The organism is Bacillus sp. 196mf (genome assembly GCF_003217275.1).
Taxonomy (GTDB): domain Bacteria; phylum Bacillota; class Bacilli; order Bacillales; family Bacillaceae_G; genus Bacillus_A; species Bacillus_A thuringiensis_S.
Window position 1 is genome coordinate 210,813 of the sequence record NZ_QJTG01000004.1, and the last position, 21,365, is coordinate 232,177.

A 21,365-nucleotide genomic window follows, 5' to 3' on the forward strand; every position below is an offset into this window, starting at 1 on the left:
TTTTCTTATATATAATTAGAATTTCCCTGTACATGCTCAATAAATAGTTTTAATGGAACAAGCCCACGTTTTGGCATATGACTACTTATAATAGCTACTATTTCTAACTGAGGAATGATAACGATGTATTGTCCGCCGTATCCCATAGCAAAATATATACAATACGGTATGTGAAATCTTCCGTTATCTAATACCCACCAGTGATATCCATATGCACCGACATGTTCATATGTTTCAAATAGAGCCCTACTTGACTCTTCTAACCATTTCGCTGATACAATTTCTTTTTCATTCCAATATCCATTTTGCAAACATAACTTTCCTAATTTTAATAAATCGGTAGATTTCATTTTCATACCGAAGCCGCCGACATATATACCTTGCGGATCTTGTTGCCACTCGTATTCGTTAATTTCTAATGGATCAAATAAATATTTCTTTGCAAACCGCTCTGTCGACATTCCAGTAGCTTCTTGAATAATATAGCTCAGTAAATGAGAAGAACCTGAATTATAATTCATTTTTGTAGCAGGTTCTTCAATTATTGGCTTTTCTAATATGTACTGTACCCAGTTCTCTGATTCTACAAAGTCATTTGGGAATACTACTCCATTTCCAAACTCTTTCCAATCCTCACCAGTAGTCATTGTTAATAAGTGATAAAGCGTCAAATCATGTTTTTCCCCAGGTACATTTTCAATCCACTCTGTAATCGGTGTATGTATATCATTTATATAGCTCTTATCAAGAGCAATACCAATTAATAAAGATACAATACTTTTTGTAATCGAATTTATTTTATATAATTTATTTGCACATTCAAGTGTTTTATAGTACTCAGTTGTTAATTCCCCTTTTTGATAAACAAGAAATGTATTCACTTTTTTCTTTTCGAATTTATTTTCTAGTTGCTTGAAATCCAAAAACTTTACCTCCATTTAAATAGTTACTCCATTTATTATATCTTGTTCCTTCATTTTAAACATAATTGTGCTCAAATAAAAATAAACCTGTCAGTCATAATGAACTGACAGGTTTATTTTTATAATTTCGTACGAACATTCCACAGCTCTGGGAAGAATTGTTGATCAAGTACTCGTTTTAAATAAGAAACACCGGAGGATCCACCTGTTCCCATTTTATGTCCAATAATTCGTTCTACTGTTTTCATATGACGAAAACGCCATTGTTGTAGCCAGTCTTCAATATCAATCAATTTTTCAGCAAGCTGATATAAATTCCAATATTTTTTCACATCCGCATATACTTCTAACCACGCTGCTTCTACTGTTGCATCTTCTTCATAAGGTTGCGTAATATCACGGTTTAACACATCTTTATGAATAGGGAATCCTTCTTTTACTAATGCTTGAATCGCGACATCATATAGACTTGGTGCATGTAGCGCTTTATGAAGTCGTGCATGTAATTCTGGATCCTTTTCATAAATTTTTAATGCGTGTGGCGTTTTATAGCCAAGTGCATACTCAATCATACGATATTGATACGATTGAAAACCTGAAGCTTGACCGAGTGAATCACGAAACTCAATATATTCTGATGGTGTTAATGTCGCAAGAATATCCCAAGATTGAATAATTTGAGACTGAATTTTTGATACACGTGCTAACATTTTAAAAGCTGGTTGTAATTTATCTTGTTTAATAGATTCAATCGCCGCATTTAGCTCATGTAAAATGAGCTTCATCCAAAGCTCACTTGCTTGGTGAATAACGATAAATAACATTTCATCATGATGGTCCGATAATCTTTTTTGAGAAGATAGTAAACTATCTAATTGTAAATACTCCCCATACGTCATATTCTCTTTAAAATCCGTATGAATCCCTTTTTCCATAATTACTTTTTCATTTTCTTTCATATTAGCCAAACGCCCCTTTTATATGATTCTACTTATATTGGTCTAATAACGGCTCGAACTGGACTTCCATCTGCATCAGTTAATGCAAGTGGTAATGCAATAAGTTCATAATCACCGTCTGCTACATGATCTAGTACGACATTTTCTAAAATATGAATTCCATGTTTAAATAATTGATGATGTGCTGCTAATTCTTTATCATCTAGCGGATCAACTGATGGTACATCTACTCCGATTAAACGAATACCTTTCTCTGAAAGAAAAGGTGCTATGTCTGCACGTAAATGAGGGATCACATCTGGAAATTCTTCAGCTTTTCCATGTGAAGATGTACGTAATAATAATCGTTCTACACCTTCTAAATGAAAGCTTTCTAATTCCTTTTTCCCGATGCTTTCAAAATTAGAAACGTCAATAATCCGTGCTGGACCAACATAAACTTGAACATCTAAATCTAATACTTTCTTTCCATCATTATCAAAATGAAATGGTGCATCAATATGAGTGCCTGTATGAATACTCATCGTTAACTTTCCGACATTTACCGAGCCACTTTCTTCTTTTGACCATGAAACTTCATACGAGAACGGTGTGTCTCCTGGCCACGTTGCAATATTATTATTTAGCGGTTGTGAAATATCAATCCACTCTGATGTTTTCATATTTATGCCACAACCTCTCGCTTATTTTCAAACTGCTTATACTCTTCATTTTTCATAATTTTCTTTAATATTTGTACAGATTTCCACACTTCTTCGTATGTGTTATATAAAGCGACCGGCGCAAGTCTCACCCCATTTGGCGCTCTAAAATCTGGAATTACTCCATTTGCTTTTAGTGCTTTACATATACGTGCTGCTTCTGCATGCTCTAAATAAATGTGCCCGCCTCGTTTTTCATCCTCTAATGGATTTCCAATTGTAAATTCGAAATCTTTTAATTCATGTTCAATTAAATTCAGCATGTACCTCGTAATATGTAAAGATTTCTCACGTAAACGCTCAATACCAGCATCTTTGAAAATTTCAAGTGAACCAATTAATGGTGCTGTACTTAAAACGTGAGGTGTACCAATTTGATAAGCACCTGCATGATCAGCGGCTGTTAATGTATGCTCCATATCAAACTGCTTATCTTTTCTAGAACTAAACCATCCAGACAACCCTGGTAGTCTATTAAAATGTTTATTATTTACATAAATTCCTGCAACGCCACCCGGTCCTGCATTTAAATATTTATAATTGCACCAAACAGCAAAATCGACATCCCAATCTTTGAAATGATGCGGAATAGATCCTATTGAATGGCATAAATCAAATCCAATGTGAATGCCGCGTTTATGAGCTTCCGTTGTTAAACGTTTCATATCCAGAATTTGACCACTTCTATATAAAACAGAAGGTAATAAAATTAAAGCGATATCATCTTCCATCGCATAAATAATATCTTCTTCTGAAAGTGTTCTACCATCTCGGCTTTTCACTCTTACTAAATGCTCCTCTGGATCTAATCCTTTTAAACGAATTTGACTTTGAAGTGCATAAATATCTGATGGGAAAGTTAATTCATCCGCAAGTATTTTTGTACGTATTCCTTTTGGTTCGTAAAACGTCGCAATAACTTGGTGTATATTTGTAGTTGTAGAACCGGTTACAATAGTTTCTTCCGGTAAAGCACCAATAAGAGGGGCTGTAAGTTTACCTAATTTCTCTGAAAGGAAAAACCACGGGTGCTCACCTTCTGTCCAGCCGTCAATGCCATACTCTTTCCACGAATCTAGCAACGTAAGTAATGATTTCTCTGCTCTTTTTGAAAGTAGTCCTAATGAGTTTCCATCTAAATATATCGTTCCTTCTTTTTTATAGAATTCAGTTTGAAAATCTTTCAGTTCATCATGTTTATCACATTCAAGCGCATATTCATAATTCGGTTGAAATGGTTCTTTATACATGGTGTCACCTTCTCTTAATTTTCTTTTTATTCTAACTAATTGAAATATATCACCTCAATTGATACGACGTCAATGATATTATGTCAGTTGACTTTATATATGAATTTCTTTTACAATACAGTTATATTTTCAGATATTTCAGTATAAAGAGGTGATTCTTTGAAAAACAGTACCCTTTCATCAAGAAAACACCGCTCCTTAGAAACGAAGAAAAAACTATTACACTCTGGTTACACTATTTTTATAAATAACGGATTTCAAAAAACGACAATTACACAAATTATTAAACATGCAGAAACTGGTTACGGAACAGCATATGTATACTTTAAAAACAAAGATGATCTCCTCACCGTTTTAATGGAAGATGTTATGAATCAATTTTATGATATTGCCAAGCGCTCCTTTTTGCCTCAAACGAAGGAAGAAGCACATAAAATGATTCAAAATCAAGTTAGAGCATTTCTACAACTAGCAAAGAAAGAACGAGCTATTTTACAAGTTGTAGAAGAAGCAATCGGATTATCAAAAGAGATACGTCAAAAATGGGACGAGATACGGGAACGCTTCATAAACAATATTACGCAGGATATTACATACTCTCAAGAAAGTGGATTAGCACAGCCTGAATTAAATAAAGAAATTGTAGCACGTGCTTGGTTCGCAATGAATGAGATGTTTCTTTGGGCAATTGTGAAAAATGATAAAAAATTTGAGTTAGAAGAGATAGTACATACATTGACGGAGATGTATACGACGGGGTTATATAAATAGCACACCTGCAATAAATACGGTGTGCTATTTTACATCTATAAAAATATATTATCTGGGTATGGTAGTGCTAAAGTAGGCTTTTCAGAAAATGAGAAATATTGTAGTTTTAAAGATTCACCATCTATCGATTTCAGTTTTCCACTAGTAATTTCACATTCAAACACAACAACAATATATTCTACTTGATTGCCATTCGGATATATATGACGGAACCTTTCCCCTCCAAATACCCCTTTTTGTTTTTTTACTTGCACTTTCAAACCCGTTTCTTCCCACACTTCACGAACTACCGCTTCTTCTGGAGTTTCTCCAGGCTCAATTGCTCCAGCTGGCAAACTCCAGTATTCTCCACCAGGATATTGAAATAAGATTTTCCCTTGCTCATTTTTAATAACAGCAGCTACACTCGGTATTAGAATTAGTTCATGGCCTAATTGCTCACGAATTTTTTTATAATATAGCGACATTGACATACAATTCTCTCCTAACCTATTAATAACTGTATTTTCTGATATTAATTGTATAATATTCTTAATACAAACTACTATATAGAAAGGATAAGAACATGTCACAAGAAAAACTTGTAAACAAGTTTCTATCGTTTTTAGGTGCTACAAAACAACCTACTAGCTTAAAGTTTTTAAATGAGCTTATTAAAGCTCATCAAGAAAAGGTAAAGTGGGAAACTCTTACTAAAATAATTGACTGGGAAAAAAGTAATGAAACAGAGGATTATTTTCCTTACATTGAGACATACATAAACCGTATTACAACAAAAGGTTTGGGCGGTACTTGTTGGACACACTCAATTGGATTCCATTGGTTACTATCCAATCTTGATTTTGATGTTCATTATATGTATGTATATGGATCCTGGACATTTATGTTTACGAGTTAATTTAGAGCAACCTTATTATGTCGATGTTGGTTACTGTGCGCCTTTATTCCAAGCTTATCCACTTTATGAAGCATTTCAAGTAAGTAATGTAAGAGAAACTTTCACTTGTGAAGTCTCAAATAATAGGATTAAAATTGCTAGAAATCCAGGTCCAGCAAAAATCTTACATACAGATCCAATACATTTATCAAGTATGAAAGAACTCATTACAAAGTCTAATGATTGGCGTATATCTCCTGTATTAAAGAAAATTCAGATTTTCGGTTATATCGATGGCATTCCGACTTCTATTAATAATAATGTTTTAAAACAATATTCCCAAGGTAAGAAAATAGAACAAAGCCTTACATTTTCTGAACTTAATTATTGGATAACAGAAAGATTTTGTATTAATTAAGAAATATGTGAAAGAGCTATTGAGATTTTCAATGAAAAATCTTCAAATAGAATATTACAAACAAGTTCTTTAATATCTTTAGGCTGAGGTAATTATCTTTTTAAAATATTTTAGTAGTGGCCATAAAGCATACTCCTTATGATCTACATAACTAACAACATCCCATTTTAACTTTTCATTAATTTCACTCATAAGTTGGGGTATTACTACTTCACCATATTTTTTAAAACATTCATGAGTTCCTTCGTAATTTTAAAATAAAGTTTGATTAAAAATATCGTGTTAACCCGTATTCTATGGTAAATAAAAAGAATCCATTTTGAAAAAGATTGATCAAAATGGATTCTTATCCAGCAGGTTTATGTTTTGGTTTTATAAAAAAGTTTGATCATTTTCTATCAATGAAAACAATTAATTGACTATTTTTATTATGAAAAGGTCGGAGCAGGAAATTCATCAATTTTGATACGAAGTAAACTATAAGGTTTCTGTCGTAAGTCTTTTCCATAATGAAATCTAGGCTGTCGATGTAATTGGTTCACAATGACATACAAATATTGATCTGGACCAATTGAAAAAGTATCCGGCCACAAAATTCTCGGATCATGTGCAATAGTTTCCATTATGCCATTTGGCAATATCTTACGGATACTGTTGTTTTCATAATCTCCAGCATAAACAGTTCCCTTTGCATCAGTGATCATTCCATCAGACGCACCTTTTTCTCCCCAATACTCCACATGATAAGGTAAATTCATGTCCGATATCGTTCTGTCTCTCAGGGCTTCTGTTGAGATCGAGAACAAATGCCGACTGGTTAGTGGAGCAAAAAATAATATCTTTCCATCAGGAGAAATCGCAAGACTATCAGACGCCAATCTAAATGGAGAAGTTGAACCGTCTTTGTTTCGATTCATTAAAATTTGACCTTCTACTTTCGGTAAAAAATAGGGATCGGGTGAAGTTGAATTTGCTCCATTTAACCGTCTAAACGCGTTTCCATTTGATAAATCTACGACGATAATAGCTCCTGGTCCTCTTGAAGAAGAATCCGTTATATAGGCATAACCTGCTTTTCCAACACGAAAATCAAAACGGACATCACTCAGATAAGTTGTAGGCAGGACAACATCTTCTGTAAAGGTATATACTTTTCTTATTGTATTGGTTTCTAAATCAACAGCGACTAATTTTGCCCCCCCTTTAATAGGTTCAGAAAAATTGGGTGCCGCTTTATCTAATATCCAAAGCGTTCCCCTTCCATCAGCAACTACACTTTGGACACTGATGAAAGTCATTGGGATATTCTCGGGGTTAACCAAATTGGTTTGTAAATTAGGATAAGGCTGCAATTTATCCTCAAAAATTTCCGCCACCGTAAATTTAACATCGTCTCCCCATTTCGGAAAGCAAATGAAAATACGACCGGTTTCTGAAACAGTAACACCTGTAGGCATAGCCCCATAAAATGCATAAACTAGTTCTAAATTACCGAAATATTTTTCACTAGGTAACATAGGTTTCATAATATCCTCCTCAAGCATTCAAACGGGATATCTCCTATATATGATTTATATTTTTTCTAGTGCATGTTTCTTAATAAGTTTTTCTATACGAAAAGATGATTGAATTGATTGTTTTCGAAATTTAATAAGTCTGTCAGAAGAAAGGAAACATTTTAATTTAAAGGTCTCCAGATGAAGTAGAATTCAATTAGCAGGTAGCGAAGTTCAACATTCCCGAATCAACGTTAAGCTGGTATAAAAATGGGGAAACTTCCCCATTTAAAATTGTGAAAAAATGTACTTAAGCTAAACTGCCCGTTAGTTTAAGTGTAACACTTCACAAACAATCTTTTGAGTATTCTTATTATTCCTGTTTCCTCAACAATCTGGCCCTTTAATTGAACAATACAACTGAAATTTAAGGGGCAAAAGAAAAATCTTATATTAATACAGGGTTTTATCAATCTTTTTTATAAATTATCAAACTTTATTTCAAATCAATACCACACTTTATTCCATGTTCCATGAGTGACTAACGGGTGCTTTGAACAAGAAAATAAAGGTGAGTACATATTATACATGACTAATATGCGCTCACCTTTATTTTTTTAGGATTTTTAGCTTTTAGGTCTTGATAATAATTTTTAGTGGTTTTATTAACAATTTATATTTAGTAAAATTGCTTTTTATGAATTTAATATAAGTCCAAAGAATTTCCTGGTCAATATAATAACGTATATCAGCACACTTTTTCTTTATTTATTCTACTTACAATTCCAACTATAAATTTATATTCAATCCTCCTCTTCTTAGTTTTTTTAAACCCTTCTTTCGTATCAAAAATAAAACACGTTTTCCGAAACCAAATTCGTACATATAAAGACTCAAAATAAATAGGTTTTATAATTCCTCGTTCCTCAAATTCAGTTCCATCTTTATTTTCAGTTTCTGTTCGAACGAACCACCTATTTCCGAAGCCAATTTCAATATACTTCACATAAGTCCCCCTTTCGGAAATTAATTTCTAACTGTTCTATTATTTCCCCGGTAAGCGCACATTCCGACAGAACATGAGCCCACAAAGAAAAAGTAGATTACAAAAATCTACTTTATAACTTATATTTTTGCATTCGTTTATAAAATGTACTACGGGGTACATCTAATAGTTTTGCAGCTAATGAAACATTTCCGTTTGTCTTTTCTAATGCTTCAATCATGCTATCACGCTGTATTTTTTCACGAAAATTCAATGTATGTTCGGTTTTATTTTCAACTTGTAACTCAAGTTGTTGTTGATTTCCCATCATTGTTTGTATCAAAAGAGCGACTTGTTTTTCGCATATTTCCCGTCCTTGCGACAAAATGTAAATGCGTTCTAATGCATTTACTAGTTCTCGAATATTTCCGGGCCATGTATGTTGTAAAAATTGATTGCAAATACTCTTCGGAAATACAACATTCCAATTCTTCCGTTCGCAAAAGTGTTGTATAAAATATGGGATATCCTCTTTTCTTTCTATTAACGATGGAACATATAACGGATAAACGTGCAAACGATAATATAAATCTTGACGGAATTTCCCTTCTTCTACTAACCGTAGTAAATCTTTATGTGTGGCAGTAATAATACGAATATTTACTGGTACCTCTTTTGAACTTCCTATTGGAGTTATTGTACGTTCTTGTAAAACACGCAATAATGCTACTTGCATCTCTGGTGGTACTTCACCAATTTCATCTAAAAATAATGTTCCTCCATTCGCTTGTTCAAATTTCCCTTTATATCCTTGACGTCGCGCACCTGTAAATGCACCTTCAGCATAACCGAACAATTCACTTTCTATTAATTCTTTAGGCAAAGAACCGCAGTTAACAGCTATAAAGGGCCCGTCTTTTCTTGGACTATTTTCATGAATCGCTCTCGCGACATATTCCTTTCCCACTCCTGTCTCACCACATACATACACACTAGCATCAGTCGGTGAAACAAGCTTAATTTCTTCTAGTGTGTGTTGAAATGCTCTGCTTGTCCCAGTAACTCCTGGAAAAGTAATTCCTTTTATAAATGTGAGAGCAGAATATGTATTCATTTGTTCGTTTTCCTTTAAATACATACATTTCCCAATCATTCTTTCATTACTATATACTGGTATCTCTAATTTAGTTTCTAATCCATGGTGCATTAACTCTTCAAGTTTCATTCTTGACCAATTATTTATTCGTTCACGAACGCTCTTACTCGCAGAAACGATAACATCACGATGATTACAAATAACTACTTGTTCATCACTATCAATGACATCTAAAAAACGATGAATTAAGTGTAATTCATTTTGATGAACTCTTATGCTACATTCACGTTCTATCGCATGTGCAATTGAAGTTACCATACCGAGCATATATGGATGCGAAAATTCAATTGGACAGGAGAAATCTAGAACACCAATTAATTTCCCGTCATCATTATGAATGGGAGCAGCCGCACAACTCCAGCTATGAGATACCACGGAGTAATGTTCAGTACCACTTATCATAATAGCTTCTTCAATTTCTAGCGCTGTTCCTATTGCGTTTGTCCCCACAGCTGCTTCCGTCCATTTTACACCTTCAATAAAATTAATATGTTTCGCTCGCTTTAACGTTTGTTTATTTCCACTTAACGATAGAACATAACCATCTGGATCGATTAATAATGCCATCATTTGTAGTTCATCAATGGTTTTTCTCATATTTTGTATTTGAGGGATTGCGATATCTAGGAAGATTTCACTCTTTTTCTTTTGATCTTGAAAAAAATTAGAAGACAAAATTTTCTGACCTTTATTCATGTGAGGATTCACATTTGCTTGTTTACATCGATGCCATGACTCTGAAATTCTTTCGTTTATACGGTTCGAATCAAGGACTCCTTCATTAATAAACTTTTTCCATGTATGTAAGTAAAACGGTGAAGCTAACATTGTATCATCTCCCTATTCATTGTTTTGGAGATCTGTAAAAACATACTTTTATTATAAAACTGAATAAAAGCGTTTTCAATAAAACTAGAAAGACGACACAAATATGTTAATAATTTGAATATCTTAATGCACTTCTTTATTCTTTTTTAGTAGCACTATATTTTGTATAATGGAAGCAAAGAAAATACATAACCAAAACCACTTTTGTGGATTACCGTTTATAAAGAAAACAATCACGGCTATTGCAAATAAAATAGTGGATGCTAAACTAAAATATAATTTTGTTTTCATTCCTATTATCCCTCCCCCCTCTATTACTTTACAGTACATACTAACTCTTCATTTTTCATCTCTACTATGTACTCCTGTAAAACATATTCTTTCCCGCCATGGTTTTCATACCATTCATGTATTCTTCTAATATGCCTCTCGTCACTTCTAATTTTCGATTCTATTTCTTTATACTGTTCATAACTATCATATTCCCATATGGCAAATACTTCAGACGTACCATTCTTATTATCTTTCATCCAGCGTCCTATTAGCTTAGAACCATGCTTTAATTGATTAGGTAAGTTCGTGTTATTGAAATGATCATTAAATACTTCTATGAATTCATTTTTCACTACATAGTACTTCCTTCTGTAAAACATACTTCTTCACCTCTTTTATGAAAAGTATCAGTAAACCTTCCCATCACTACCGTATTATAATACTTTCCGTCCGATAGTCTTTTGTCATTTTTCAAAACGCCTTCTACTTCAAAACCTAATTTTTTATAAAGATGAATAGCTTTCTCGTTTGTCTCTAATACTTGTAAAGATATTTTATTTACTGCATTTTCGTCAGCCCATTTAATAGATTGTTGTAATAGGCTCTTACCCATTTTATATCCCCAAAACTCTTTTAAAATGCAAACGCCAAACTCTACTTTATGAGATAATCTCTTAAAATTTGATCCTTCACACCTTGAAAATCCAACGATTCGATTGTGCACTTCTGCAACTAAAAAGAGATTCTTCGCCTCTTCACTATCTGTTTTTATTATTTTTTGAAACCCTAGGTCATCTATAAATCCCTCTCCAGCATCTCTATCCATATTTTCAGTTTCTCCATCAATCTGAACTCTAATTTTCGATAACTGGTCAGCATCTTTCTCAGCTGCAGAACGAATTGTATAAGTTAATCCATTTATATGAAACTCTTGCTCTTTTACAATCATGTCAAACTCCTTTCAAATCAATATAATGGCGCTATTACAACTTGTTTACCTTGTTTCTCAAATTCCTGAACAGTTTCTTTACTAGCCTCTTCGTCAGTTATAATAAGGTTAATTTCTTTTAGAGACTCTCCTCTTATAAAACAATCTATTCCAAGTTTATTATGCGGAGCTAAACAAATATTTCTTCTAGCAATTTCACTTACTCTTTTACTAAAATAAGCAACTTCAGGTGTTGCAGTACTAATACCTTGTAATGAAATGCCTCCACCTGTAGAGAAATAAAGATCAATAGAAAATCTACTTATCAATTCAGAGGCAAATGTATCAGTAATATTTCCTGAAGGCTTTACTTTTCCACCAATTAAATATGTATCGATGTTCTTATATTCTCTTAGATGACCAGCTATTTCTATAGAATTCGTAATAACCGTAAATGATACTTCCGGTAAATATTTCAGCATCGCATTATGAATGGAAGCCCCGCCAATAAAAATAGAATCATCTTCTTGTATATAAGATGCCGCAACTTTTGCAATTGTGTTCTCATATATTGAGCTATCACTATAACGTTTAGCTGGTTCCGCAGCTAAGTTCCTCACTCGCGTAAGTTCAATTGCACCTCCGTGCGTTCTTTTTAATAAACCATCCTTTTCCATAATAGACAAATCTCTTCTTATAGAATCAATAGACATTTCAAATCTTTCCGCAAGTTCCTTTGCGATTACTCTTCCATCTGTATTAAGTAGTTCTAAGATTCTCTCTCGACGTTCTTCAGTAAACATGTTATCACCACCGTTATTGAAGATTCAGAAACTTAAACTTTATTTTAATTATATGTATGCCTCTTCTGTTTTACAATATTTTCAGTTCTTATTTATTCCGTTTTATACAGTCTTCTCCCGCTTTCTATCCCATTAATTTGCCAACCAAATAAATGTATATCTGTATATTACGCAAAAATACTTTCATTTACCTTCCTGTTGATGTAAAATTATTCCTATGTTTTACTTTTTAATACAGAAAGGGATTACTATGAAATCATTAATCAAAACGACATGTACAGCATTATTATTTACTGGAATATTAACAGGATGTAATAGTAATACTACATCAAAACAAGAAAAGAGCGCTCTCGAAAAGAATGCAATGCACTATGGAGAAATAGTTAAAAATGAATACTATAGAGCGACAGTTGAGAATGCAAAGTTTGAAAAAATAGACAAAGAGCGGCGCCTTACTACTCGTGTTATGATTAATAATGTTCGAGACGATGGACAAACTATTGATCTTTCGGAAATAAAATATTTCATACAAGATGAAAAAACTGGTGAGAAATATGAAGGTGAAGCTCATCCGATAGATGACGAGCACTATAAAAATGTTCCACACGAATTCTCTTTAACTACTGACATTGTGTTTGAACTGAAAACTTCACCAAAAGATTTAAATAATATGTATTTATACATAGATAGCAAAGCTGCGCCGTTAACAAATACATATTGGAAGCTTGATAATTTAGTATCTAAATAGAAAGACCAGTCTTATACGACTGGTCTTTTTACATTTATACATTTAACACTTTCATTAACACTTATATTAATTTTCTAATAACAACTTGAATAACATCAGCTAAACCAGTGTGCCCTTTCCCTTCAACTCGCTCTTGTTCTCCATTAAAGAAATGAATTACCTTATGTTCTTCACACCAAGTAAGGATATCAATTGGATCATACAGCATATCAACATCTTTTGGTCCACCAGTACTATAGTTTATTTGTTTTTTTGAGTAAACTTCAAACATAATTAATCCACCAGGTTTTATCGTTTGTATCATTTTATCTAATATCATTTTTTTATAATCATCATGAAAATGTCCAAATACCATAATTGCCGCATCATATTCATTTTCTGGCAAACTATCAGCTAATAAATCTACTTTTTTTGTATGCACGTTTACGTTATGCTTCTCTGCCAATTTTTTTGTCTTTTCTAATCCATCTTCCGAATAATCAATAGCTGTTACTTCGTTCCCTTGTCTTGCTAGAAATACAGCATTTCTACCTTCTCCCTCCGCAAATGCTATTACTTTATTGTGATTTGCTAAACGAAATGCTTGTTCTTTAATAAATGTATTAGGTTCTTCCCCGTAAAAATATTCATCTGATTTATATCGATCATTCCAAAAATTATTCATCATCTTCTCTCCTTCTTCATATCATTTTCTAACTACAATTAAAGATATTAAAGAGCCTTTTTATCCTTAATTAATTTAAAAATAAAAGCAGATTAAAAATCCACTTTTATTTTTTTCGCAAGATCTACGATTTTTTGATTTCTTAACTCTTCTTCCATTTTCTCTTCTGCTGCGAGCATTGCCTCATTAATTAAACATCCAGGTTTGTCATGTAAACAACAGTCAAACAATGATGTTTTGCCTTCAATTGCATGTATAATATCTAAAAATGAAATATCTTCCCAATTCTTACTAAGCGAGTAACCGCCCTTTGGACCAGATGATGAGTGTATCATCCCTTCCTTCGTCAACTTAGTTAGTATTTTAGACAAGTACGTTGGTGAAACATTTTGCATTTCTGCTAATTGGTGAACACTAACTAACTTATTTGGTGTGGCCTTTGCCAGAAAAAGCATTGTATGAAGAGCATAATTTGTAGCTTTAGAATATTTCATAGTACAGCTCCTATTGTAGACTTCATGTATCTACAATAACTTTATTTTTTTATTATGTCAAACGTTTGTAATACTCCATACAACATTATTTCTTCACAAGTAATACATCTGCTGCGCAAATCGTCACTTCTCTAAATGGAGAGTCAAATAAAACACCTAGTTCAAAACCATCTTCAGTAAGAGCTATTTCATGATATAGCCACCAAGAACTGTCAAAGTTTTCCTGCACAGAACACTTTGTTACTCCTATAAAGGTTACTTCAAGTTTATCAAATTCACTAAAAGTACCACTGCAATCTAATACGATAGACAAAGTATCTTCTGAATCTCTCTTTATTACTTTAATTACACTATCGTGTAGTGATGTCTTGTGTAACTGAGCGACATTTGACGGAAGTTTTTTCTCAATGGAATTAAAATATTCTACGTATGATTGATCTAATTGTGCCATTCTTTTCTCATAATCTGTTGTCCACTCTTGCATAAGTTTTTTCAGTTCACCTGATGGGTATTCTGAATTAATTGTTATGTTTTGTATAATTGAGTATATCGATTCAGGAAGGAATTTTAATAAATCTATTTTCCTTTCCTCTATTTCTTCCTTTAAACTTTGTATATCCATTTCCGACCATTCTTTTATAGACTCTATAAAACTTACAAATTCTAAAACTTGCATTTTTTTATACCATTCTCTTGTAAAATATTTCAATGACACCTCTCCTAAAATATCTTTACATCCAGTAAAAGCAATACATCCACTTATTATATCATTCCAATAACCATTTTTTCTAAAGAAATAATGTAAAAATGTAAATATTCCGCCTATTATTTCTAAAACTTCAGAATATTTACAAAAGTATAAAATTAGAATACATTTTAGCTGTACAAGATTCACCTGTACAAAAATTCAAACAAAAAGGGATGGTTATATGTTGAAGAAATTAGTAGCAGGGACATTAGTAGCTGGTTTTGCATTAACTGGAGGACTAGGTGCAGTAAGTGCTGAGGAAAAAAGTAACACAATTAAGTCATTTGATTATTTAAAAGTGGATGAACAAAATGTTAATTCATTTGCAAAATTAAGTGATCAGGATAAGAAAGATATCCAAATTACTATGGTATTACCAGAGCAAAATGAAAATGGAGATTGGCTAGCTTATGGTTTTACTAGCCGTGAAACATTGGATGCGTATATTGCAAAGGATAAAAAAGCAATTAAAAATAATATTAATCCTTTAGGTAGCGGTGCTGGTAGTACTGATTTTTACGAACATAAAGATAAAGGTGGTCAATATATTTACTGGAGCAGCGGCTTTAAAAACTTACCATCTAGCTGGAATGACAGAATTTCTTCTGTAAGTACAGCGTCACCTTCTGCAAGTTATTCAACGACACTTTGGGAGCACACTTCAACACAAGGATATGGAAAAGGTGTTATATTTAAACACGCTGATTGGTATGGTAAAACTGCTAATTTAGCTCCTGATTGGAACGATATTACTTCAGCGATTGAAATTAAAAAATAATAAGATATTCTATTAATAAAAAATCAAACCACTATTCTCTTATTTGTTTAGAGAATAGTGGTTTATTATATTTCCATTTAAGCATGTACAGCATGTCCTACCGCTTGCATTAACGCTTCATGAATTGCTTCTGATAAAGTAGGGTGTGCTGCAATATAATCTCTCATTATATCAGCGGTAACTTCTGTATGAATCATTATGGTTCCTTGACCAATAAGTTCAGTTGCATGAGGACCGATAATAGAAATCCCTACAATTTCTTGGTATTTAGGTTCTACAATGACTTTTACTTTACCTACTTGTTCTCCTAAAATAAGAGCTTTTCCGTTCGCTGTAAAAGGAAATTCTCCGATGAGAATATCACCATATTGTTCTCTTGCACCTTTTTCACTTAACCCGACACTAGCTATTTCTGGAGCTGTGTATATACAACGGGGCACAGCGTGATAATTTACTTTCACGTCTTCTCCGCTTGCGTGTAATGCTGCTGTCGTTCCTTCATGGAAGGCAACGTGAGCAAGCTGAATTCCACCGATCACATCACCAGCTGCGTAAATATGCGATACGTTCGTTTGCATATGTTCATTCACAGCAATCCCTTTATTTGAAAACTGAACCCCTGCCTTTTCTAATCCTAATTGTTGCACTCGTGGTTTTCTTCCTACAGAAACAAGAACAAATTCTGGAGTTACTTCGTGAGTAATTCCCTCGTATTCAAATGAAGCTTGCTTCTTATAGTTATTTAAACCTTTTAAAACTGCTCCCGTAAAAATTTTCACCCCATCTTTTTCTAATTTCTCTCTTAAAGTATTCGCGATATCTTCATCTTCACCAGGTATTAATTGCGGTGCCATTTCAACTATCGATACTTTTGTGCCAAGTCTACTATAAATGCTTGCAAACTCGCATCCTATTACACCACCACCAACGATTAACAATGAAGATGGTACACTCTCAAGAGACATGGCATGGCTACTATTTAAAATCCATTTTCCATCAAACGGAGCGAATAGTAATTCTGTAGGTTCGGAACCAGCTGCGATAATAAAGCTCTCTCCATCAACTACTTCTTCTTTATTTCCTTGTACAACTCGCATACGATGATCCGTTTCGAATTTCGCTGTTCCTTTTACAACTTTAATTTTATTTTTCTTCATTAAATATTGTATTCCTTGGACGAGTTGCATTACGATTTGTGATTTCCTCGCCTGTATTTGATCCCAATCAATTGATATACTTCCTGTATTAAGCGTAACCCCATAATCATTCGCTTTTCTCACAATGTCATGTACTTCAGCACTTTCTAACAGTGATTTCGTCGGCATACACCCAACATTTAAACATGTTCCGCCAAGGTCAGCTTCATCAATAAGAGTGACATCTTTGCCATTTTGAGCCGCGGTAATTGCTGCTACATAGCCAGCAGGTCCGCCCCCAATAACAACTAATTTACTCATTCTCTCACCTTCTCTTTATAAAAGAATTGTTATAGGTTCTTCTAAATAATGTTTAATTGTGCGTAAAAATGCAGCTGCTGGTGCACCGTCTAATACACGATGATCGAATGTTAAACTTAAAGGTAACATACTTCCTTTTCTTAATTTTTTCCCTTTAAATACAGGAACATGTTCAATTGCACCTACACCTAAAATACCAGTTTCAGGTGTATTTAATACCGGTGTGAAATATTCAATACCAAAGCTACCTAAATTACTAATTGTAAATGTCGTTCCGTGCATATCATCACTACTTAAGCTACCTGCTCGTGCCTTTTGTGCCACATTCTTAATCTCTTTAGACAACTCTACTAAAGATAAATTATTTGCAAAGCGAATAGCTGGAACGACTAACCCTTTTTCTAATGCGACTGCCATGCCTAAATGCACATGTTCAAATTGATGAATTGCATCATCTATATAAGCGCTGTTCATTTCTTTATGCTCTCCAAGTGCTAATACAACAGCATGCGAGACGAAATCCGTAATAGTTAATTTATTATCATATCTTTTTTGTACAACTTCCGCTATTTCTTTATGTAAAGCAACTAAATCTGTTACATCTACTTTCATCGTTAACGTTAATTGTGCGCTATTTTGTAAGCTTGCGTGCATACGATTTGCGATTGCTTTACGCATACCAGTAACAGGAATCGCTTTACTTTCTTCTCGTTCAGATATTTCCGGAACGTTTACTCTTACCTCAAGTGCTTTTAATACATCTGCCTTTGTAATCCTTCCGCCAGGACCTGTACCAACTAATGCCTTGATATTCAGATTTTCAGACTTTGCAATTTTCTTGGCTACAGGTGAAATTTTAATTCTTTGCTTCGATACTTCTTTCCCATTTGCTTCTTGATTTTGTACATTTTGTACTTCTATATTAGATGTTTTTTCTTCTACAACATGTGTGCTTTCCTGCATTTCTACCTTTTCATTCGGTTTACCGATGTAGCAAATTACAGTACCGGGCGGCACTCCTTCATCTTCACTTACAGCTATATCAAGTACCGTACCATCAGCTGGCGCTTCAATTTCCGTTTCAATTTTTTCTGAATTAATACTAGCAATTAGTTCTCCTTTTGCTACATTATCGCCTGCTTTAATATTCCAGCTCGTAATAATACCTTCTTTCATCGCCATACCTAACTTCGGCATTACAACTTCTACAGCCATGTCTCTCTCTCCCTTCTCATTGTTTTATTACACATGTAATAAAGATTGGTCTCCGATCATTTCTGATACAGTTTCAATTACTTTTTCTGGTGTTGGCAAATACAACTTTTCAAGTGGTGGTGAGAACGGAACAGGTGTATGTGGTGCTGTAATTCGTTTAATAGGTGCATCTAACAAATCAAAACCTTTATCCGCTACAATTGCCGCAATATCTGTTGCAATACTACATCTAGGATTCGCTTCGTCAATGACGATAAGACGATTTGTTTTTTCAACAGATGATAAAATAGTATCTTCATCAAGTGGTGATAAAGATCGTGGATCAATTACTTCTACTTCAAGCCCCTTTTTCGATAATTGCTTTGCAGCTGCAAGCGCTGTATGAACTTGCTTTCCGATTGCGACAATTGTTACATCAGAACCTTCCCGTTTAATATCTGCTTTTCCTAATGGAATTGTATAGTATCCTTCTGGCACTTCACCTTTCATATTGTAAAGTGTTTTATCCTCAAAGAAGATTACTGGATCATCATCTTCAATTGCCGCTAATAATAAGCCTTTTGCATCATACGGTGTGGAAGGAACAACAACTTTAATACCTGGTATGCTCGTAAATAATGCGTACAAACTTTGTGAATGTTGAGCTGCTGCACTAAAACCAGCGCCATGCATCGTACGTACTGTAACGGGTACTTTTGCTTTACCTCCAAACATATAACGGAATTTCGCACCTTGGTTTAATACTTGGTCAAGACAACTACCGATAAAATCATTAAACATTAACTCAGCTATCGGACGTAACCCAGTTGCAGCAGCTGCCATCGCAGCTCCCATATAACCCGCTTCAGAAATTGGTGTATCCAATATACGATTTCGGCCAAACTCTTGTACAAGTCCTTTCGTAACACCAAGAACACCACCCCAAGCTTCATCATCTTGCAGGTGATCAACTTGTGCACCGCCTGCAACATCTTCACCTATTAAAATTACATTTTCATCACGACGCATTGAGATTTTCATCGCTTCATTAATTGCAGTTGACATACTTACTGTTCTAGTCATAATTTTTCACCCTCCTCTTATTTGTAAGAAACGTATACATCTTTTAATAATTCTTCATCGTCTGGGTATGGACTATTTTCACTAAATTCAATGGATCTTTGTACTGCATCATCTACTGCTTTTTCCATATCAACAAGTTCAGATTCTGTTAATAAACCTTCATGAATTAAATGCTTACGGAAATTCACAATTGCATCTTTTTCGTTTAAATGTTCTTCTTTTTCTACTGATGTTTTATATGTTTGCGCTTCACCTTCGAAATGACCATAATTACGATATGTCATACATTCAATAATTGTTGGACCATCACCATTACGCGCACGTTCAACTGCTTCTGCAGCAGCTTTATATACAGCTAGAAGATCTTTTCCATCTACTTGAACACCTGAAATATTATAAGCTTTTGCGCGATCAGCGATAGAATCACAACTTGAAGCATATTCAAATGTAGTTGCTTCACCGTAACCGTTATTTTCTGCAATAAAAATAACTGGTAACTTCCAAATCGCCGCTAAATTAACCCCTTCATGGAATGTTCCTTCATTATTTGCTCCGTCACCGAAGAAGCAAACACTTACATCTTTTGTTCCTTTATATTTAGCTGTTAATGCTGAACCGCAAGCAAGTGGGAAACCCCCGCCTACAATGCCATTCGCACCAAGCATTCCTTTATCCAAATCGGCAATATGCATGGAACCGCCTTTACCTTTACATAATCCTGTCGCTTTCCCGAAAAGTTCAGCCATCATACCATTTAAATCACAACCTTTTGCGATACAATGTCCATGACCTCTATGTGTACTTGTAATACTGTCACTATCCGTTAAGTGGGCACATACACCAACTGCTACCGCTTCTTCACCTGCGTATAAATGAACGAAACCTGGCAAAACGCCTTGCGCGAACAATTCATGCACCTTATCTTCAAACTTACGAATTTCTAACATTTTTTCGTACATCCAATGAGCTTGTTCTTTCGTAATTTCATTCCCTTTACTTTCAGTTGTTTTTAACATATCCAGCCCTCCTATTTTCTTGTTCGTCTTTTATATTGCAAGTATTGTGCCAATTTCGAATCCTTGTTTTAATAGGTTTTCTCTATCTTTTAACAATAAAAAAGTGGACAAAATGAGACGTTTGTCTCGTTTTGTCCACCTTTGTTCCCTTAATAAGAGAATTGTTACTTTATTCATTATCAAAGCTCTTCTGTAATTTTCGGATGTAAATAATTTGACCAATATGATATGCATTATGAGTTGTTACATTCGCTAGCACTTCCCACCACTTTGCAGAAACAGGAAATCCCACTACATCACTTTCAACCTTTTCTTCATTTATGAGATTTTGCCATTGTAACAGTTTTTCTAGTAGTTTTTCCCGTAATTCATCGAAAGTTTGATTATCTGAGAGCATAAAACTTTTGTTATTATCTCCTATAGCGGGTACTGCATTCACATTTGATTCTTTATACCTAGTTTGCCACGTAGAGTTCCAATACAGTAAATGTTGTACGATTTCAGCTATACTATTACTCTCTTCATTCGGTTTCCAGAAAGCTTCCCTCTCAGATAAATCCTTAACTGCATCTGAAAATGGCATATACCAACTGGGATCATTTGCATTCGCTAATAGCTGATCTGCTAATACATCTTTTACATGGGCCATTTTTCTTCCCTCATTTCATTATCATATTAATATACACTACTCTATATACGCTGATTCCCTATGATCCCCTTTTTTTACATACAAATTGATTTCATACTAAATGTAAGAATAATAGATTTTCTTATCATAACTCGTTATGATAAAAGAAAAAGAAAGCTGGCGGAAA

The 21,365-nt window shown here is 33.9% G+C and carries 23 protein-coding genes and 1 pseudogene; 4 read left to right on the forward strand and 20 right to left on the reverse strand.

The features are described from left to right. Positions 1 to 5: 5 nt before the first annotated feature. From ATL10_RS09415 to kynU, 4 genes are all read right to left on the reverse strand, one after another. Positions 6 to 923 (reverse strand): serine hydrolase domain-containing protein, encoded by a 918-nt coding sequence (locus tag ATL10_RS09415; protein ID WP_098256602.1) that lies wholly within the window; start codon positions 921 to 923, stop codon positions 6 to 8. Positions 924 to 1,042: 119 nt separating this feature from the next. Continuing rightward, positions 1,043 to 1,882, reverse strand: a complete 840-nt coding sequence (kynA, locus tag ATL10_RS09420) for a tryptophan 2,3-dioxygenase (protein WP_000661957.1) — start codon at positions 1,880 to 1,882, stop codon at positions 1,043 to 1,045. Between the two features lie 32 nt (positions 1,883 to 1,914). Further along, entirely contained in the window at positions 1,915 to 2,544 is a 630-nt protein-coding gene (gene kynB / locus ATL10_RS09425; protein WP_000858069.1) for an arylformamidase, read from the reverse strand. 2 nt (positions 2,545 to 2,546) lie between these two features. Continuing rightward, positions 2,547 to 3,833 carry a kynureninase gene (gene kynU / locus ATL10_RS09430; RefSeq protein ID WP_000276261.1) on the reverse strand — a complete coding sequence of 429 codons (1,287 nt, stop codon included), beginning with the start codon at positions 3,831 to 3,833 and terminating at the stop codon, positions 2,547 to 2,549. 159 nt (positions 3,834 to 3,992) lie between these two features. Between kynU and ATL10_RS09435 the strand changes: the two genes are divergently transcribed. Further along, positions 3,993 to 4,604: a TetR/AcrR family transcriptional regulator gene (locus tag ATL10_RS09435; protein ID WP_000798544.1), complete on the forward strand. Its 612-nt coding sequence runs from the start codon at positions 3,993 to 3,995 to the stop codon at positions 4,602 to 4,604. Between the two features lie 35 nt (positions 4,605 to 4,639). Here ATL10_RS09435 and ATL10_RS09440 read toward each other — a convergent pair whose 3' ends face one another. Next, the gene (locus ATL10_RS09440) at positions 4,640 to 5,077 is read right to left on the reverse strand and encodes an NUDIX hydrolase (protein ID WP_000062935.1); all 438 of its coding nucleotides are present in this window, start codon (positions 5,075 to 5,077) and stop codon (positions 4,640 to 4,642) included. Positions 5,078 to 5,169: 92 nt separating this feature from the next. Here ATL10_RS09440 and ATL10_RS09445 point away from each other — a divergent pair. Beyond that, positions 5,170 to 5,899: pseudogene (locus ATL10_RS09445) on the forward strand (arylamine N-acetyltransferase family protein). Between the two features lie 428 nt (positions 5,900 to 6,327). Here the strand turns inward: ATL10_RS09445 and ATL10_RS09450 are convergent. From ATL10_RS09450 to ATL10_RS09480, 7 genes are all read right to left on the reverse strand, one after another. Next, the gene (locus ATL10_RS09450) at positions 6,328 to 7,425 is read right to left on the reverse strand and encodes an L-dopachrome tautomerase-related protein (RefSeq protein ID WP_110496825.1); all 1,098 of its coding nucleotides are present in this window, start codon (positions 7,423 to 7,425) and stop codon (positions 6,328 to 6,330) included. Between the two features lie 718 nt (positions 7,426 to 8,143). Continuing rightward, positions 8,144 to 8,401, reverse strand: a complete 258-nt coding sequence (locus tag ATL10_RS09455) for a DUF3977 family protein (RefSeq protein ID WP_000873825.1) — start codon at positions 8,399 to 8,401, stop codon at positions 8,144 to 8,146. A gap of 112 nt (positions 8,402 to 8,513) precedes the next feature. Continuing rightward, positions 8,514 to 10,364, reverse strand: a complete 1,851-nt coding sequence (locus tag ATL10_RS09460; protein WP_100910205.1) for a sigma-54-dependent Fis family transcriptional regulator — start codon at positions 10,362 to 10,364, stop codon at positions 8,514 to 8,516. Between the two features lie 123 nt (positions 10,365 to 10,487). Further along, entirely contained in the window at positions 10,488 to 10,655 is a 168-nt protein-coding gene (locus ATL10_RS09465; RefSeq protein ID WP_000850650.1) for a hypothetical protein, read from the reverse strand. A gap of 23 nt (positions 10,656 to 10,678) precedes the next feature. Next, positions 10,679 to 11,017: an NIPSNAP family protein gene (locus ATL10_RS09470; protein WP_000499988.1), complete on the reverse strand. Its 339-nt coding sequence runs from the start codon at positions 11,015 to 11,017 to the stop codon at positions 10,679 to 10,681. Further along, positions 10,990 to 11,586, reverse strand: coding sequence for a GNAT family N-acetyltransferase (locus tag ATL10_RS09475; protein ID WP_072938704.1), 597 nt, complete (start codon positions 11,584 to 11,586; stop codon positions 10,990 to 10,992). The genes ATL10_RS09470 and ATL10_RS09475 overlap by 28 nt, the downstream gene beginning before the upstream one ends. 17 nt (positions 11,587 to 11,603) lie before the next feature. Beyond that, positions 11,604 to 12,368 carry a DeoR/GlpR family DNA-binding transcription regulator gene (locus ATL10_RS09480; protein WP_098347934.1) on the reverse strand — a complete coding sequence of 255 codons (765 nt, stop codon included), beginning with the start codon at positions 12,366 to 12,368 and terminating at the stop codon, positions 11,604 to 11,606. Between the two features lie 250 nt (positions 12,369 to 12,618). Between ATL10_RS09480 and ATL10_RS09485 the strand changes: the two genes are divergently transcribed. Next, positions 12,619 to 13,116 carry a hypothetical protein gene (locus ATL10_RS09485; RefSeq protein WP_000838465.1) on the forward strand — a complete coding sequence of 166 codons (498 nt, stop codon included), beginning with the start codon at positions 12,619 to 12,621 and terminating at the stop codon, positions 13,114 to 13,116. Between the two features lie 61 nt (positions 13,117 to 13,177). Here the strand turns inward: ATL10_RS09485 and ATL10_RS09490 are convergent, their stop codons facing one another. From ATL10_RS09490 to ATL10_RS09500, 3 genes are all read right to left on the reverse strand, one after another. Then, complete coding sequence (locus ATL10_RS09490; protein WP_002094049.1) at positions 13,178 to 13,783, reverse strand: class I SAM-dependent methyltransferase; 606 nt, start codon at positions 13,781 to 13,783, stop codon at positions 13,178 to 13,180. A gap of 89 nt (positions 13,784 to 13,872) precedes the next feature. Further along, entirely contained in the window at positions 13,873 to 14,274 is a 402-nt protein-coding gene (locus ATL10_RS09495; RefSeq protein ID WP_000877649.1) for an Rrf2 family transcriptional regulator, read from the reverse strand. 85 nt (positions 14,275 to 14,359) lie between these two features. Then, entirely contained in the window at positions 14,360 to 14,983 is a 624-nt protein-coding gene (locus ATL10_RS09500; RefSeq protein ID WP_141544067.1) for a DUF4085 domain-containing protein, read from the reverse strand. Positions 14,984 to 15,203: 220 nt separating this feature from the next. Here ATL10_RS09500 and ATL10_RS09505 point away from each other — a divergent pair, with 220 nt between their 5' ends. Next, positions 15,204 to 15,800, forward strand: coding sequence for a hypothetical protein (locus ATL10_RS09505; protein WP_000914433.1), 597 nt, complete (start codon positions 15,204 to 15,206; stop codon positions 15,798 to 15,800). Between the two features lie 77 nt (positions 15,801 to 15,877). Here ATL10_RS09505 and lpdA read toward each other — a convergent pair whose 3' ends face one another. The 5 genes from lpdA to ATL10_RS09530 all read right to left on the reverse strand — a co-directional run bounded on the left by lpdA (position 15,878) and on the right by ATL10_RS09530 (position 21,199). Continuing rightward, positions 15,878 to 17,257, reverse strand: coding sequence for a dihydrolipoyl dehydrogenase (gene lpdA, locus ATL10_RS09510; RefSeq protein ID WP_000041188.1), 1,380 nt, complete (start codon positions 17,255 to 17,257; stop codon positions 15,878 to 15,880). Positions 17,258 to 17,272: 15 nt separating this feature from the next. Continuing rightward, positions 17,273 to 18,472: a dihydrolipoamide acetyltransferase family protein gene (locus tag ATL10_RS09515; RefSeq protein ID WP_000257778.1), complete on the reverse strand. Its 1,200-nt coding sequence runs from the start codon at positions 18,470 to 18,472 to the stop codon at positions 17,273 to 17,275. A gap of 27 nt (positions 18,473 to 18,499) precedes the next feature. After that, on the reverse strand, positions 18,500 to 19,534 hold the full coding sequence (acoB, locus tag ATL10_RS09520) for an acetoin:2,6-dichlorophenolindophenol oxidoreductase subunit beta (protein ID WP_000198898.1): 1,035 nt from the start codon (positions 19,532 to 19,534) through the stop codon (positions 18,500 to 18,502). A 17-nt stretch (positions 19,535 to 19,551) separates the two neighbouring features. Then, a complete protein-coding gene (gene acoA / locus ATL10_RS09525; RefSeq protein ID WP_110496801.1) occupies positions 19,552 to 20,550 on the reverse strand; it encodes an acetoin:2,6-dichlorophenolindophenol oxidoreductase subunit alpha in 999 nt (332 codons plus the stop codon). Between the two features lie 169 nt (positions 20,551 to 20,719). Further along, positions 20,720 to 21,199, reverse strand: coding sequence for a DinB family protein (locus ATL10_RS09530; protein ID WP_110496803.1), 480 nt, complete (start codon positions 21,197 to 21,199; stop codon positions 20,720 to 20,722). Positions 21,200 to 21,365: the final 166 nt, after the last annotated feature.

What these genes read in the sequence shown, in the direction of transcription:
- kynA (WP_000661957.1), bottom strand. Translation starts at nt 1,882, where the DNA reads ATGAAAGAAAATGAAAAAGTAATTATGGAAAAAGGGATTCATACGGAT.
- kynB (WP_000858069.1), bottom strand. Translation starts at nt 2,544, where the DNA reads ATGAAAACATCAGAGTGGATTGATATTTCACAACCGCTAAATAATAAT.
- kynU (WP_000276261.1), bottom strand. Translation starts at nt 3,833, where the DNA reads ATGTATAAAGAACCATTTCAACCGAATTATGAATATGCGCTTGAATGT.
- ATL10_RS09440 (WP_000062935.1), bottom strand. Translation starts at nt 5,077, where the DNA reads ATGTCAATGTCGCTATATTATAAAAAAATTCGTGAGCAATTAGGCCAT.
- ATL10_RS09450 (WP_110496825.1), bottom strand. Translation starts at nt 7,425, where the DNA reads ATGAAACCTATGTTACCTAGTGAAAAATATTTCGGTAATTTAGAACTA.
- ATL10_RS09460 (WP_100910205.1), bottom strand. Translation starts at nt 10,364, where the DNA reads ATGTTAGCTTCACCGTTTTACTTACATACATGGAAAAAGTTTATTAAT.
- ATL10_RS09465 (WP_000850650.1), bottom strand. Translation starts at nt 10,655, where the DNA reads ATGAAAACAAAATTATATTTTAGTTTAGCATCCACTATTTTATTTGCA.
- ATL10_RS09470 (WP_000499988.1), bottom strand. Translation starts at nt 11,017, where the DNA reads ATGTTTTACAGAAGGAAGTACTATGTAGTGAAAAATGAATTCATAGAA.
- ATL10_RS09475 (WP_072938704.1), bottom strand. Translation starts at nt 11,586, where the DNA reads ATGATTGTAAAAGAGCAAGAGTTTCATATAAATGGATTAACTTATACA.
- ATL10_RS09480 (WP_098347934.1), bottom strand. Translation starts at nt 12,368, where the DNA reads ATGTTTACTGAAGAACGTCGAGAGAGAATCTTAGAACTACTTAATACA.
- ATL10_RS09485 (WP_000838465.1), top strand. Translation starts at nt 12,619, where the DNA reads ATGAAATCATTAATCAAAACGACATGTACAGCATTATTATTTACTGGA.
- ATL10_RS09490 (WP_002094049.1), bottom strand. Translation starts at nt 13,783, where the DNA reads ATGATGAATAATTTTTGGAATGATCGATATAAATCAGATGAATATTTT.
- ATL10_RS09495 (WP_000877649.1), bottom strand. Translation starts at nt 14,274, where the DNA reads ATGAAATATTCTAAAGCTACAAATTATGCTCTTCATACAATGCTTTTT.
- ATL10_RS09505 (WP_000914433.1), top strand. Translation starts at nt 15,204, where the DNA reads ATGTTGAAGAAATTAGTAGCAGGGACATTAGTAGCTGGTTTTGCATTA.
- lpdA (WP_000041188.1), bottom strand. Translation starts at nt 17,257, where the DNA reads ATGAGTAAATTAGTTGTTATTGGGGGCGGACCTGCTGGCTATGTAGCA.
- ATL10_RS09515 (WP_000257778.1), bottom strand. Translation starts at nt 18,472, where the DNA reads ATGGCTGTAGAAGTTGTAATGCCGAAGTTAGGTATGGCGATGAAAGAA.
- acoB (WP_000198898.1), bottom strand. Translation starts at nt 19,534, where the DNA reads ATGACTAGAACAGTAAGTATGTCAACTGCAATTAATGAAGCGATGAAA.
- acoA (WP_110496801.1), bottom strand. Translation starts at nt 20,550, where the DNA reads ATGTTAAAAACAACTGAAAGTAAAGGGAATGAAATTACGAAAGAACAA.
- ATL10_RS09530 (WP_110496803.1), bottom strand. Translation starts at nt 21,199, where the DNA reads ATGGCCCATGTAAAAGATGTATTAGCAGATCAGCTATTAGCGAATGCA.